This is a genomic window from Streptomyces sp. NPDC008121, from assembly GCF_042957155.1.
Classification (GTDB): domain Bacteria; phylum Actinomycetota; class Actinomycetes; order Streptomycetales; family Streptomycetaceae; genus Streptomyces.
Genome location: NZ_JBIBHT010000001.1, coordinates 1,117,246 through 1,131,182, shown reverse-complemented (window position 1 = coordinate 1,131,182; position 13,937 = coordinate 1,117,246). Strand labels below are relative to the sequence as shown.

At 72.6% G+C, this 13,937-nt stretch carries 13 protein-coding genes; 8 read left to right on the top strand and 5 right to left on the bottom strand.

Going from position 1 to position 13,937, the window contains the following annotated elements; translation table 11 throughout:
* Positions 1–3 precede the first annotated feature (3 nt).
* The 3 genes from ACFZBD_RS04785 to ACFZBD_RS04775 all read right to left on the bottom strand — a co-directional run bounded on the left by ACFZBD_RS04785 (position 4) and on the right by ACFZBD_RS04775 (position 3,611).
* The gene (locus ACFZBD_RS04785; protein ID WP_391135300.1) at positions 4–978 is read right to left on the bottom strand and encodes an acyl-ACP desaturase; all 975 of its coding nucleotides are present in this window, start codon (positions 976–978) and stop codon (positions 4–6) included.
* A gap of 267 nt (positions 979–1,245) precedes the next feature.
* Positions 1,246–2,946: an ATP-binding cassette domain-containing protein gene (locus ACFZBD_RS04780; RefSeq protein ID WP_391135297.1), complete on the bottom strand. Its 1,701-nt coding sequence runs from the start codon at positions 2,944–2,946 to the stop codon at positions 1,246–1,248.
* 254 nt (positions 2,947–3,200) lie between these two features.
* A complete protein-coding gene (locus ACFZBD_RS04775; protein WP_391135294.1) occupies positions 3,201–3,611 on the bottom strand; it encodes an SsgA family sporulation/cell division regulator in 411 nt (136 codons plus the stop codon).
* 232 nt (positions 3,612–3,843) lie between these two features.
* Here ACFZBD_RS04775 and ACFZBD_RS04770 point away from each other — a divergent pair, with 232 nt between their 5' ends.
* Positions 3,844–4,980 (top strand): WD40/YVTN/BNR-like repeat-containing protein, encoded by a 1,137-nt coding sequence (locus tag ACFZBD_RS04770; protein WP_391135291.1) that lies wholly within the window; start codon positions 3,844–3,846, stop codon positions 4,978–4,980.
* On the opposite strand, the gene ACFZBD_RS04765 is transcribed toward ACFZBD_RS04770, so the two are convergent.
* The gene (locus ACFZBD_RS04765) at positions 4,977–5,276 is read right to left on the bottom strand and encodes a YciI family protein (protein ID WP_391135288.1); all 300 of its coding nucleotides are present in this window, start codon (positions 5,274–5,276) and stop codon (positions 4,977–4,979) included. The two genes, ACFZBD_RS04770 and ACFZBD_RS04765, sit on opposite strands and share 4 nt — an antisense overlap.
* A gap of 147 nt (positions 5,277–5,423) precedes the next feature.
* Between ACFZBD_RS04765 and ACFZBD_RS04760 the strand changes: the two genes are divergently transcribed.
* The 3 genes from ACFZBD_RS04760 (at position 5,424) to ACFZBD_RS04750 (ending at position 6,702) form a co-directional block, all read left to right on the top strand.
* Complete coding sequence (locus ACFZBD_RS04760) at positions 5,424–6,122, top strand: endonuclease V (protein ID WP_391135285.1); 699 nt, start codon at positions 5,424–5,426, stop codon at positions 6,120–6,122.
* 86 nt (positions 6,123–6,208) lie between these two features.
* The gene (locus ACFZBD_RS04755; RefSeq protein ID WP_391135283.1) at positions 6,209–6,331 is read left to right on the top strand and encodes a hypothetical protein; all 123 of its coding nucleotides are present in this window, start codon (positions 6,209–6,211) and stop codon (positions 6,329–6,331) included.
* Entirely contained in the window at positions 6,328–6,702 is a 375-nt protein-coding gene (locus ACFZBD_RS04750; RefSeq protein ID WP_391135280.1) for a VOC family protein, read from the top strand. The genes ACFZBD_RS04755 and ACFZBD_RS04750 overlap by 4 nt, the downstream gene beginning before the upstream one ends.
* A 73-nt stretch (positions 6,703–6,775) precedes the next feature.
* Here ACFZBD_RS04750 and ACFZBD_RS04745 read toward each other — a convergent pair whose 3' ends face one another.
* Positions 6,776–7,981: a saccharopine dehydrogenase NADP-binding domain-containing protein gene (locus ACFZBD_RS04745; protein WP_391135277.1), complete on the bottom strand. Its 1,206-nt coding sequence runs from the start codon at positions 7,979–7,981 to the stop codon at positions 6,776–6,778.
* A gap of 180 nt (positions 7,982–8,161) precedes the next feature.
* Here ACFZBD_RS04745 and ACFZBD_RS04740 point away from each other — a divergent pair, with 180 nt between their 5' ends.
* The 4 genes from ACFZBD_RS04740 (at position 8,162) to ACFZBD_RS04725 (ending at position 13,936) form a co-directional block, all read left to right on the top strand.
* A complete protein-coding gene (locus ACFZBD_RS04740) occupies positions 8,162–9,307 on the top strand; it encodes a CoA transferase (RefSeq protein ID WP_391135274.1) in 1,146 nt (381 codons plus the stop codon).
* Positions 9,304–10,446, top strand: a complete 1,143-nt coding sequence (locus ACFZBD_RS04735; RefSeq protein ID WP_391135271.1) for an acyl-CoA dehydrogenase family protein — start codon at positions 9,304–9,306, stop codon at positions 10,444–10,446. Before ACFZBD_RS04740 ends, ACFZBD_RS04735 begins: the two co-directional genes overlap by 4 nt.
* A gap of 65 nt (positions 10,447–10,511) precedes the next feature.
* Positions 10,512–11,726, top strand: a complete 1,215-nt coding sequence (locus ACFZBD_RS04730) for an acetyl-CoA C-acetyltransferase (protein WP_391135268.1) — start codon at positions 10,512–10,514, stop codon at positions 11,724–11,726.
* Between the two features lie 35 nt (positions 11,727–11,761).
* The gene (locus ACFZBD_RS04725) at positions 11,762–13,936 is read left to right on the top strand and encodes a 3-hydroxyacyl-CoA dehydrogenase NAD-binding domain-containing protein (protein ID WP_391135265.1); all 2,175 of its coding nucleotides are present in this window, start codon (positions 11,762–11,764) and stop codon (positions 13,934–13,936) included.
* The last annotated feature ends 1 nt before the right edge of the window (position 13,937 follow it).

Here is a 13,937-nt window from a genome sequence, read left to right as displayed (position 1 = left end):
TGGTCACTCGGCGGCGCGGGCCGCCATGCGGGCCTTGCGGGCGGCGAGCCGCTCGTCGAACTTGCTCGCCTCGCTGTCCAGGCCGTTCATGTAGAGCCCCAGCTCCTCTTGGGCCTTCAGGCCCTCCGGGCCGAGGCCGTCGATCTGGAGGACCTTGAGGAAGCGGAGCACCGGCTGCAGCACGTCGTCGTGGTGGATGCGCATGTTGTAGATCTCGCCGATCGCCATCTGCGCGGCCGCCCGCTCGAAGCCCGGCATGCCGTGTCCGGGCATCCGGAAGTTCACGACGACGTCCCGCACGGCCTGCATGGTCAGGTCGGGGGCGAGCTCGAAGGCCGCGCCCAGGAGGTTGCGGTAGAAGACCATGTGCAGGTTCTCGTCGGTGGCGATCCGGGCCAGCATCCGGTCGCAGACCGGGTCGCCGGACTGATGGCCGGTGTTGCGGTGCGAGATGCGGGTGGCCAGCTCCTGGAAGGCGACGTACGCGACCGAGTGCAGCATCGAGTGGCGGTTGTCCGACTCGAAGCCCTCGCTCATGTGCGCCATCCGGAACTGCTCCAGCTTGTCCGGGTCCACGGCGCGGGAGGCCAGCAGATAGTCGCGCATCACGATGCCGTGACGGCCCTCCTCGGCGGTCCAGCGGTGCACCCAGGTGCCCCAGGCGCCGTCGCGGCCGAAGAGGCTGGCGATCTCGTGGTGGTAGCTGGGCAGGTTGTCCTCGGTCAGCAGGTTCACCACGAGGGCGATCTTGCCGATGTCGGTGACCTTGGACTGGGACGGGTCCCAGGCCTCGGCGTCCTCGAAGAAACCGGGGAAGTTCCGAGCGTCGGACCACGGGACGTACTCGTGCGGCATCCAGTCCTTGGTGACCTTGAGGTGCCGGTTGAGCTCCTTCTCCACGACCTCTTCCAGCGCGTACAGCAAACGGGCGTCCGTCCACCCCGTCGAGCTGTCGAGGTGGGGAGAGGTGAGCGTCACGGGTGACTCCTGGGGACGGGGAAAAGGGGACGAAATACCTACGCATTCGTAGGTTACGAAACCGTAGGTTAAGGCTCCGTAAGGCGGTCGGCCAAGCCCGTCTCAGCGATGTCCGGTTACGTTCCGTTATGTGTGCAGGTACCGGCCGGTCGCCGGAGAGGCAGGTCACGCCGGTTCGGCCGCGCCCCGCCGGTGTGATCCCGGCTACACAGCGCAGGCGAGGACTCCTCCCCGGGAGCCCCCGCCCGCGCCTCGCCGGCCTCCGCTTCACTCCCGCGTGAGGTGCGCCTCCCGCTCCTCCGGGTCCTCCGCCGGAGCCGGCTCCGGCTCCGCGTGCAGGAGGCCGTCCCGGACGGCCTCGGCCGTCGTCGGGCGGAGCTCGCCGTCGAGGAGGAGCCAGCGCGTGATGCCGATCGACTCCAGGAACGCCACGTCGTGGCTCGCCACGATCAGCGCGCCCTCGTACGCCTCCAGCGCCGCCGTGAGCTTGCGGACGCTCGCCATGTCGAGGTTGTTCGTCGGCTCGTCCAGCATCAGCAGCTGCGGCGCCGGCTCGGCGAGCAGCAGCGCCGCCAGCGTCGCGCGGAACCGCTCCCCGCCGGAGAGCGTGCCCGCCGGCTGCTCCGCCCGCGCCCCCTTGAAGAGGAACCGCGCGAGCCGCGCCCGGATCGTGTTCGCCGTCGCCGTCGGCGCGAACCGGGCGACGTTGTCCACCACGCTCAGCTCGTCGTCCAGGACGTCGAGCCGCTGGGGCAGGAAGCGCAGCGGCACGTGGGCCACCGCCTCGCCGCCGACCGGCGGGATCTCCCCGGCGACGGTCCGCAGCAGCGTCGTCTTGCCGGAGCCGTTCCGGCCGACCAACGCGATCCGTTCGGGTCCGCGCAGATCGAACACGCCCCGGATCCGCGCGCCGTGGCGCAGCTCCAGGCCGGTCAGGGTGAGCACCTCCCGGCCCGGGTGGACCGTCGTGCGCGGCAGCTCGATCCGGATCTCGTCGTCGTCCCGTACCGCCTCCACCGCCGCGTCGAGGCGTTCCCGCGCCGCGTCGAGCCGCTCGGAGTGCAGGGCGCGGTGCTTGCCGGCCGCGACCTGGGCCTCGCTCTTGCGGTTGTTCGCCACGATCTTCGGGACGACCTTGTTCTGCGCGCTCTTCTGCGCGTACCGCTTGCGCCGGGCCAACTTCAGGTGTGCGTCGGACAGTTCACGCTTCTGCCGCTGTACGTCGGCCTCGGCGACGCGCACCATCCGTTCGGCCGCCTCCTGTTCGGCCGCGAGGGCCCGCTCGTACGCGGAGTACGCGCCGCCGTACCAGGCCACCTCCCCGTCGCGCAGATCGGCGATCTGGTCCACCCGCTCCAGGAGTTCACGGTCGTGGCTGACCACGACCAGGACCCCGGACCAGGCCTCCACGGCGGCGTACAGCCGCCGCCGCGCGTGCAGGTCGAGGTTGTTGGTCGGCTCGTCGAGCAGCAGGACGTCGGGCCGGGCCAGCAGCAGCGCTGCCAGCCTGAGCAGCACGGACTCGCCCCCCGACACCTCGCCGATGGTCCGGTCGAGGCCGATGTGTCCCAGGCCGAGCTGATCGAGAGCGGCGAGGGCGCGCTCCTCGACGTCCCAGTCGTCGCCGACCGCCGCGAAGTGCTCCTCGGCCGGGTCGCCGGCCTCGATGGCGTGGAGCGCGGCACGGGTCCGGTCGATGCCGAGGGCCTGGTCGACGCGGAAGGTCGTGTCGAGCACGAGGTTCTGCGGGAGGTAGCCGACCTCGCCGACCGTCCTGACCGTGCCCTCGGTGGGGGTCAGTTCGCCGGCGACGAGCTTCAGGAGGGTGGACTTCCCGGAACCGTTCAGACCGATCAGACCGGTCCTGCCGGGTCCGACCACCAGCCGGAAGTCGTCGAGGACCTCGGTGCCGTCCGGCCACGAGAAGGAGAGGGAAGAGCAGGTGATGAAGGTGGGATGGGTCGCCATGGGGGCCTCCCGGTTGCATGAGCGTGGGCTGGGGCAACGGGTGAGACACCGGGGAGCGCGCGCCGAAGGCAGGCTCGTACGCCGAGGTCGAGGACGGCACACGCGGCACAGTGAGGCGCGCGCGGCACGGTGTCTCGAACTCAGACGAGCAACGGCCTTCTCCGATCGGGCGACGACACGAACAGGTCAGGACGGTACGCCGGTCGAAAACGGGGGGCAAACGATTTACGCGGGCGGTCGCCCCGCGTGCCGCCCTACCCCTCCAGCAGCTCCATCAGGTCACGGTCCCAGTCCAGGTACTGGTGCTCGCGCCCCGGGGGCACCAGGTGCCGGGCGCGCTCCAGGAAGTGGCGCAGCTCCGAGGTGCGGATGTGGAGGACGGCGACGCCCTCCGAAGCGTGGAACTCCACGACGGTGCGGTCGTAGCCGTACGGACGCACGCGGACGTCCCCGACCCCGGCCGGCCCCTCGACGCCCTCGGCCAGCAGCTCGCGCGCGAACGCCCACGACACCTCGACGCCCTCCAGCGTCGCGGGCGGCGGGAACGCCATGCTGACCGCGTAGGGGTCCTCGCGGTCGTAGCGCAGTGTGGCGGGGACGGTCTCCATCCGGGGAGCGGATGCGACCAGACGGGCCTCGACGGCCTGCTCGATGACGGTGGACAAGGCCAGCTCCTGTCGCGCGGCTTCGGTTCCTGACGTCTCCCTGAGAAGCAAGGGAAGTCTCCCTGACACTGGGAAAGACGAACGATCGGGCCGGAACGTGCACCGGGGGGTCACGTGAGCTGTGTCACCGCTCCGGGACGGCCGGGGCCGCGGCCCGGGGCCCGTGTCCGACGGGCCGGTGGCCGGGAGGCGCCCTGGACGGGGTCTGCGGGGTGGGCTAGCTTCCGGCGCCATGACGTCCATGGGGAAGACGAGACGAACGATGTCGGTGGGGCTGATCGGGGTGGCGCTGGCCCTCACCCTGGCGGTCCCGGCGCGGGCCGGGGAGACCCCCACGGCCCCACCGGCCCCGGGGGCCGCGAGCGCCCCCGGCGGCTGGCAGCTCACGCCGACCGGTACGGACGCCCGGTTCCGGGGGCTCGCGGCGGTGGACCGCCGGACGGCCTGGGCCGCGGGCTCGAAGGGCACGGTGCTGCGGACCACCGACGGCGGCCGGAGCTGGCGCGCGGTGTCCCCGCCCGGTGCCGGGGAGCTGGAGTTCCGCGACGTGGAGGCGTTCGACGCCCGGCGCGCGGTGGTGCTGGCCATCGGCGAGGGGGAGGCCTCACGGGTCTTCCGTACCGAGGACGGCGGCGCCAGTTGGACGGAGTCCTTCCGGAACACCGATCCGCGGGCCTTCTACGACTGCATGACCTTCTTCGACCGTCGCCACGGCCTGGCGATGAGCGACCCCGTCGACGGGAAGTACCGCATCCTGTCCACCCGCGACGGCGGCCGCTCCTGGACGGTGCTCCCCGACCGGGGCATGCCCGCGGCGCTGCCGGGGGAGGCGGGGTTCGCGGCGAGCGGCCAGTGTCTGGTCTCGTCCGGCCCCAGGGACGTGTGGCTGGCGACGGGCGGCGGGGGCACGGCGCGGGTGCTGCACTCCGCCGACCGTGGTCTGACCTGGACCGTCGCCGAGTCGACCGTCGCGGCGGGCGATCCGGCGCGGGGCGTGTTCGGGCTCGCCTTCCGCGACCGTACGCACGGGATCGCGGTCGGCGGGGACTACCGCACGGGCCAGCCCTCACCGCGGGCGGCGGCGGTGACCGGCGACGCCGGACGCACCTGGCGGCCCTCCGCGACGCCTCCGCCCGCCTACCGCTCGGGCGTCGCCTGGCTGCCCTCCGCCGGACGGCCCGGGCGCGGCGGACAGGCCGCGCTCGCCGTCGGCCCGACCGGCACGGACCTGACGACCGACGGCGGCAGGACCTGGCGGACGGTGGACACCGGCTCCTTCGACACCGTCGACTGCACACGGGACGGCGCGTGCTGGGCGTCGGGGGAGAAGGGCAGGATCGCCCGCCTCGGCCGACCTGACACGCCCTAGGACGGCAACTGCTCCCGATACGGAGCGAGTTCGGGCGCCGTCTTCGTCGCGTAGAACTCCGTGATCCGGTACGCGCACACGCCCTCGACGGTGAAGGGGTCGGCCGCGGCGATCTTCTCGATCCGCTCGCGGTCGACCCCGGCGGCGAGGATGATCCCGCCGTCACGCGGGTTCTTGCGGCCGGAGGCGATGAACACCCCGGCCGCGTACTGTGCGTCGAGCCAGGCGATGTGCGCGTCGAGCAGCGGGTCGACCCGCTCGACGGGGGCGGTGTAGGTCAATTCCAGAACGAACATGGCCGCAGGCTACCCGGGGGCGGGAGCGCACCGGAGACGTGTTCGCCTGTCGGGCCGAGGGCGTGTTTCGGATGGAGCGTCGTCCGCCCGCAGGCCAGAGGGGACTTTCGAAACCGGCTCCAGGGGCCCCGTAGGGTGGCCGTCATCATGACGATCATCGACATTCCCGCGGGCTGGCCCGCCGACGAGGCCACCGCCCGGGCCGTCCAGCGCGAGCTGCGCGGGCGGCTCGTGCTCGACGAGCCCGGCCCGGCGGCCGGCACCGGGCACGTCACGGGACTCGACGTGGCGTACGACGACGAGCGCGACCTCGTCGCCGCGGCCGCCGTCGTCCTCGACGCCCGGACGCTCGACGTCGTGGAGGAGGCCACGGCCGTCGGCCGGGTCTCCTTCCCCTACGTCCCGGGGCTGCTGGCGTTCCGGGAGATCCCGACCGTCCTCGCCGCGCTGGGCTCCCTCACCGCCGCCCCCGGTCTGCTCGTCTGCGACGGCTACGGCGTCGCCCACCCCCGCCGCTTCGGCCTCGCCAGCCACCTCGGGGTCCTGACGGGACTGCCGTCGATCGGCGTCGCCAAGAACCCCTTCACCTTCACCCACGACCGGCCCGGCCCCGCCCGCGGCGACGCCAGCCCGCTCCTCGCCGACGGCGAGGAGGTCGGCCGCGCCCTGCGCACCCAGGCGGACGTCAAACCGGTGTACGTCTCCGTCGGGCACCGCGTCTCCCTGGAGACCGCCTGCGCCCACACGCTCCACCTCGCCCCCCGCTTCCGCATCCCCGAGACCACCCGGCGGGCCGACGCGCTCTGCCGCCGCGCCCTGAAGGCGGCGCTCGACGCGGAGGCCTGACCGTGCCGGCCGTCGGGGCCGTACCCACGACGATCTGAGTACGCGTACGGATGCGAGTCGTGATCACGGTCGGCAGAGTGGGGCTCATGACGTCCCCTGCCCCGCACTCCTCCGCGCTCCCCACCCGGCTCCTCGCCGTCGCCGGGCTCGTCGCCCTGGCGTGGGTCTGCGCCATGGTCTACACCGTCGCCGTCTGGGTGTCGGCGTGATCGGCAGGCTCCAGTGCGTCGTCCTGGACTGCACCGACCCCCCGGAGCTGGCCCGCTTCTACCAGCTGCTGCTCGGCGGCGAGGTCGACCGGCCCGATCCCCGGTGGGCCTGCGACGACGGCTGGGCCACTCTGCACGACGCCGCCGGCTCTCCCGTCCTCGCCTTCCAGGGCGTGGCCGACCACCGGCCGCCCGTCTGGGGCGCGCCCGAGCAGCAGTTCCACCTCGACATCGAGGTCGACGACCTGCAGGCCGCGCACGACGCGGTCCTCGCGCTGGGCGCCTGGCGGCTGGACGACGGCGGTGACGACCGGGGGTGGCGCATATACGCCGACCCGGCCGGTCACCCCTTCTGCCTCGTACGCCACTGAGCCCGACCGGTCTCGTACGCCACCGAGCCCTGCCGCCGACGTGAGCGGCGGCGGGTCGTCCTCGGCGGCGTTCTCAGCCCTCGTACGCCACCCGGAAGCGGATCCCCGCCGCCCGCAGCCGGTCGATCAGGGCGTCGCCCATCGCGACCGCCGTCGTGACCTGGCCGGAGGTCTTCGGCAGGTCGTCGAAGGCCAGGCAGAGCGCCGACTCGGCCAGCATCTTCGCCGTCTCGTCGTATCCCGGGTCGCCGCCCGAGACCTCCGTGAAGACCCGCCGTCCGCCGCCCTCGCCGACGAACCGCACGGAGAACCAGCTCCGGGCGCGCCGCTCCGCGCTCGGCCCCTGGCCCGGCTGGTAACGCTCCATCAGCCACCGCCGTACGGGAGCCAGTTGGGCGGCCGCCACGCCGGTGCCGACGGCGGCCGCGCCGCCCAGTGCCATGGGGAGGGTCCGGACCGAGGCGTAGTGGCGGTAGCGGAAGTCCGGACCGTACCGCTCAAGTGCCGCCGCCGAGCGGGCCACGACCTGCGCGTCCAGGGTCGGCAGCGGCAGCGCCCAGGTGCCGGTCTCCCGGCTGAACCGCGGTCCTGCCAGCGGCGCCCGGGCCCGTCGCCCCACCAACCGCGGTTCGTGCAGCCGCCGTTCGTGCGCCGCGCGCAGCATCTCGCGGCCGCGCCCCATCGCCGTGAGCGCCGAGGCGAAGGTCCCGCCCGAGAAGACGGCGCCCGCCCGGACGAAGCCGTCGACCCGCAGCGGTACGTCCCGGGGGAGCCGTTGGACGGTGAAGTACGCGCCGAGGTCGTGCGGTACGGAGTCGAAACCGCACGCGTGCACGATCCGGGCCCCGGTCTCCCGGGCCCGCGCGTCGTGCCGGACGTACATCAGGTCGACGAACTCCGCCTCGCCGGTGAGGTCCACACAGTCCGTGCCGGCCTCCGCGCAGGCGGCCACCAGGTTCTCGCCGTACCAGACGTAGGGGCCGACGGTGGTCGCCACCACCCGGGTGGACGCGGCGAGTTCGCGCATCGCGTCCGGGTCGGCCGAGTCGGCCACGATCAGCGGCAGCTCCGCGCACCGCGGCCAGCGGGCCGCCAGCCGGTCCCGCAGCGCCTCCAGTCTGGCGCGCCCGCGCCCGGCCAGTGCCCACCGGCACCCGGCCGGGGCGTGCTCCGCCAGATACTCCGCGGTGAGCTCGCCCACGAACCCGGTCGCCCCGAAGAGAACCAGGTCGTGGGCCCGTGCCGCCGCGTCCCGCTCCGTGCCGGCCCCTGTCTCCATCCAGCCCCTCCGCCGTCGCCCGCGCCGTCGTCCGGGCGCGTGTCGTCGGCGGAGCCTAGCGGAACTCCGCCCCCACGCAATTTCCAAGCGCTTGCTCGGCCCGGGGTCTTGTGCGACGTGGAACACGTTCCTAGCATCTCCGGTGTTACATCATTGGTGTCACACATAGCTGGGGGCTTGATGGCAGGGACGCGGAACGCCCGGAACGGCCCGCTCTCCGGGGTGCGCGTGGTCGAGCTGGCCGGCATCGGGCCCGGCCCCTTCGCGGCCATGCTCCTTGCCGACCTCGGCGCCGACGTCGTCCGCGTCGACCGGCCCGGCGGCCCGGGGCTCGGCATCGACCCCGCGTACGACCTCACCAACCGCAACAAACGCTCCGTCCTCGTCGACCTCAAGGCCCCGGACGGGCCCCCGGCCGTCCTCGACCTCGTCGAGAAGGCCGACATCCTCGTCGAGGGGTACCGCCCCGGCGTCGCCGAGCGCCTCGGCGTCGGCCCCGACGCCTGCCTCGCCCGCAACCCCCGGCTGGTCTACGGCCGGATGACCGGCTGGGGCCAGGACGGGCCGCTCGCCGCCGCCGCCGGGCACGACATCGCGTACATCGCCCTCACCGGCACGCTCCACATGATCGGCCCCGACCCGGACGGCCCGCCCACCGTGCCCGCCAACCTCGTCGGCGACTACGCCGGCGGCTCCCTCTACCTCGTCGTCGGCGTCCTCGCCGCCCTCCAGCACGCCCGCGCCCACGGCGAGGGCCAGGTCGTCGACGCAGCCATCGTCGACGGTGCCGCCCACCTCGCCACCATGATCCACGGCATGCTGGCGGCCGGCGGCTGGCAGGACCGCCGGGGCGTCAACCTCCTCGACGGCGGCTGCCCCTTCTACGGCACCTACGAGACCGCCGACGGCGGCCACATGGCGGTCGGCGCCCTGGAGCAGCGGTTCTACGACGAGTTCGTACGCCTCCTCGGCATCGAGGACACCGCCCCCGCCCGCCAGGACCCGGGCCGCTGGCCCGAGCTGCGCACCGCCGTCGCCGACCGCTTCCGCACCCGTACGAGAGACGAGTGGACCGCCGTCTTCGCCGGGACCGATGCCTGTGTGGCGCCGGTCCTCTCGCTGCGCGAGGCCCCAGCCCACCCGCACCTCGCCGCCCGCTCCACCTTCGTCGAGCACGGCGGCCTGACCCAGCCGGCCCCCGCACCCCGCTTCTCCGCCACCCCCGGCGCCGTCCGCACCGGACCCGCCCTGCCCGGCGCCGACACCCACGAGGTCGCCCGCGACTGGGACGTCCCCTCCCTCACCGCCAAGGAGCCGCAGGCATGAAGCGCCAGCTCTACACCGCCGACCACGAGTCCTTCCGCGAGACCGTCCGCACCTTCCTCGCCAAGGAGGTCCTGCCCCACTACGAGCAGTGGGAGAAGGACGGCATCGTGGCCCGCGAGGCCTGGCGCGCCGCCGGACGCCAGGGGCTGCTCGGCCTCGCCGTCGACGAGGAGTACGGCGGCGGCGGCAACGCCGACTTCCGCTACAGCGCGGTCCTCGCCGAGGAGTTCACCCGCGCCGGCGCCCCCGGGTTCGCCCTCGGCCTGCACAACGACATCATCGGCCCGTACCTCACCTCGCTCGCCACCGAGGAACAGAAGCGGCGCTGGCTGCCCGGCTTCTGCTCCGGCGAGCTGATCACCGCCATCGCGATGACCGAGCCGGGTGCGGGATCCGACCTCCAGGCCATCCGGACCACCGCCGAGGACCGGGGCGACCACTGGGTCCTCAACGGCTCCAAGACCTTCATCTCCAACGGCATCCTCGCCGACTTGGTGATCGTCGTCGCGCGCACGACCCCCGAAGGCGGCGCCCACGGGCTCTCGCTCCTCGTGGTCGAACGCGGGATGGCGGGCTTCGAACGCGGCCGGAACCTCGACAAGATCGGCCAGAAGTCCCAGGACACGGCGGAGCTCTTCTTCCACGACGTCCGCGTCCCCAAGGAGAACCTCCTCGGCGAGCTCAACGGCGCCTTCGTGCACCTCATGACCAACCTCGCCCAGGAGCGGATGGCCATCGCCGTCGCCGGCATCGCCGCCGCCGAACACCTCCTGGAGATCACCACGCGGTACGTCAAGGAGCGCGAGGCGTTCGGCCGGCCGCTGGCCCGGCTCCAGCACATCCGCTTCGAGATCGCGGAGATGGCCACCGAGTGCGCCGTCACCCGTACGTTCCTCGACCGGTGCATCGTCGATCACTCGAACGGGGAACTCGACGCCGTCCACGCCTCGATGGCGAAGTGGTGGGCCACCGAGCTGCAGAAGAGGGTCGCCGACCGCTGTCTGCAACTGCACGGGGGGTACGGCTACATGGCCGAATTCCCGGTCGCCAGGGCGTTCACCGACGGCCGCATCCAGACCATCTACGGCGGCACGACCGAGATCATGAAGGAGATCATCGGCCGTTCCCTGCTCGGCTGACCCCCACCCGCGCCCGGGGCCCCGGCCGGGACCCCTCCGCTGTCCACCCTCCTGAAAGGCTTCTCGTGAGCACCGAAGCGTACGTGTACGACGCGATCCGCACCCCGCGCGGCCGCGGCAAGGCCAACGGCGCCCTGCACGGCACCAAGCCCATCGACCTGGTCGTCGGCCTGATCCACGAGCTCCGCGGCCGCTTCCCGGGCCTCGACCCGGCCGCGATCGACGACATCGTCCTCGGCGTCGTCGGCCCGGTCGGCGACCAGGGCTCCGACATCGCCCGTATCGCCGCCATCGCCGCGGGACTCCCCGACACCGTCGTCGGCGTCCAGGAGAACCGCTTCTGTGCCTCCGGCCTGGAAGCCGTCAACATGGCGGCGATGAAGGTCCGTTCGGGCTGGGAGGACCTCGTCCTCGCCGGCGGCGTCGAGTCCATGTCCCGCGTCCCGATGGCCTCGGACGGCGGCGCCTGGTTCGCCGACCCGATGACCAACTACGAGACGAACTTCGTCCCGCAGGGCATCGGCGCCGACCTCATCGCCACCATCGAGGGCTTCTCCCGCCGCGACGTCGACGAGTACGCCGCCCTCTCCCAGGAGCGCGCCGCGACCGCCTGGAAGGACGGCCGCTTCGACCGTTCCGTCGTCCCGGTCAAGGACCGCAACGGCCTCGTCGTCCTCGACCACGACGAGCACATGCGCCCCGGCACCACCGCCGACTCGCTCGCCTCCCTCAAGCCCTCGTTCGCCGCCATCGGTGACATGGGCGGCTTCGACGCCGTCGCCCTGCAGAAGTACCACTGGGTCGAGAAGATCGACCACGTCCACCACGCGGGCAACTCCTCCGGCATCGTCGACGGAGCCTCCCTCGTCGCGATCGGCTCCCGGGAGGTCGGCGAGCGGTACGGCCTCACCCCGCGCGCCCGGATCGTCGCCGCGGCCGTCTCCGGCTCCGAGCCCACCATCATGCTCACCGGACCCGCGCCCGCCACCCGCAAGGCGCTCGCCAAGGCCGGTCTGACGATGGACGACATCGACCTGGTCGAGATCAACGAGGCCTTCGCCGGCGTCGTCCTCCGCTTCGTCAAGGACATGGACATCAGCCTCGACAAGGTCAACGTCAACGGCGGCGCCATCGCGCTCGGCCACCCGCTGGGCGCCACCGGCGCGATGATCCTCGGCACCCTCGTCGACGAGCTGGAGCGCCAGGACAAGCGCTACGGCCTGGCCACGCTCTGCGTCGGCGGCGGCATGGGCATCGCCACGATCGTCGAGCGCGTCTGACCGTCCGTTCCCTTCCCACCTTCGGAGACACTCCAATGAACGAGAGCACCACCATCCGCTGGGAGCAGGACGAGTCCGGCGTCGTCACCCTCGTCCTCGACGACCCGAACCAGTCGGCGAACACCATGAACCAGGCGTTCAAGGACTCCATCGCCGTGATCGCCGACCGGGCCGAGGCCGAACGCGACTCCATCCGCGGCATCGTCTACACCTCCGCCAAGAAGACCTTCTTCGCCGGCGGCGACCTCAAGGACATGATGAAGGTCGGGCCCGAACAGGCCCAGCAGGTCTTCGACACCGGCATGGCCATCAAGCGCGCCCTGCGCCGCATCGAGACCCTCGGCAAGCCGGTCGTCGCCGCCATCAACGGCGCTGCCCTCGGCGGCGGCTACGAGATCGCCCTCTCCGCCCACCACCGCATCGCCCTCGACGCGCCCGGCTCCAAGATCGGCCTGCCCGAGGTCACCCTCGGCCTCCTCCCCGCGGGCGGCGGCGTCACCCGTACCGTGCGGCTGATGGGCATTGCCGACGCCCTGCTGAAGGTGCTCCTGCAGGGCACGCAGTACTCGCCGGCGCGTGCCCTGGAGAACGGCCTCGTCCACGAGCTGGCCGCCACCCCCGAGGAGATGCTGGCCAAGGCCCGCGCCTTCATCGACACGCACCCCGAGTCCCAGCAGCCCTGGGACGTCAAGGGCTACAAGATCCCCGGCGGCACGCCGTCGAACCCGCGCTTCGCCGCCAACCTGCCGGCCTTCCCCGCCAACCTGCGCAAGCAGCTGAACGGCGCCCCCTATCCGGCCCCGCGCAACATCCTCGCCTGCGCCGTCGAGGGCTCCCAGGTCGACTTCGAGACCGCCCAGACCATCGAGGCCCGGTACTTCACCGAGCTGGTCACCGGCCGGACCGCGAGGAACATGATCCAGGCGTTCTTCTTCGACCTCCAGGCCGTCAACTCCGGCGCCAACCGCCCCCAGGGCGTCGAGCCCCGCCCCGTCCGCAGGGTCGCCGTCCTCGGCGCCGGCATGATGGGCGCCGGCATCGCGTACTCCTGCGCCCGCGCGGGCATCGACGTCGTCCTCAAGGACGTGTCCGCGGAAGCCGCCGGGCGCGGCAAGGAGTACTCCGAGAAGCTCTGCGCCAAGGCGGTCTCCCGGGGCCGTACGACCCAGGCGAAGGCGGACGAGCTGCTCGCCCGCATCACGCCGACCGCGGACGCGGCCGACCTGGCCGGCTGCGACGCCGTGATCGAGGCCGTCTTCGAGGACACCGCGCTCAAGCACAAGGTCTTCGAGGAGATCCAGGACGTCGTCGAGCCGGACGCGCTGCTGTGCTCCAACACCTCGACGCTGCCGATCACCGTGCTCGCCGAAGGCGTCTCCCGCCCGGAGGACTTCATCGGCCTGCACTTCTTCTCGCCCGTCGACAAGATGCCGCTGGTCGAGATCATCAAGGGCGAGCGCACCGGCGACGAGGCCCTGGCCCGCGCCTTCGACCTCGTCCGGCAGATCAACAAGACCCCGATCGTCGTCAACGACTCGCGCGGCTTCTTCACCTCGCGGGTCATCGGCCAGTTCATCAACGAGGGCGTGGCGATGGTCGGCGAGGGCGCCGACCCGGCCTCCGTCGAGCAGGCGGCGGCCCAGGCCGGCTACCCGGCGAAGGTCCTCTCCCTCATGGACGAGCTGACCCTCACCCTGCCCCGCAAGATCCGCGAGGAGACCCGGCGCGCGGTCGAGGAGGCCGGCGGCACCTGGGCCGGGCACCCCTCGGACGCGGTGATCGACCGGATGGTCGACGAGTTCGGCCGCACCGGCCGCAGCGGCGGCGCGGGCTTCTACGCGTACGACGAGGACGGCAAGCGGGCCGGGCTGTGGCCGGGGCTGCGGGAGCACTTCACGCGCGTCGACGTGACCCTCCCCTTCGAGGACATGAAGGAGCGGATGCTCTTCTCCGAGGCGCTGGACTCCGTGCGCTGCCTGGAGGAGAACGTCCTCACCTCGGTCGCCGACGCCAACATCGGCTCCGTCATGGGCATCGGCTTCCCCGCGTGGACCGGTGGCGTCCTGCAGTACATCAACGGCTACGAGGGCGGGCTCGCCGGCTTCGTGGCACGCGCGCGTGAACTGGCCGAGCGCTACGGCGACCGCTTCCTGCCGCCGGCGCTGCTGGTGGAGAAGGCGGAGCGGGGCGAGGTCTTCACCGACGCGTGAC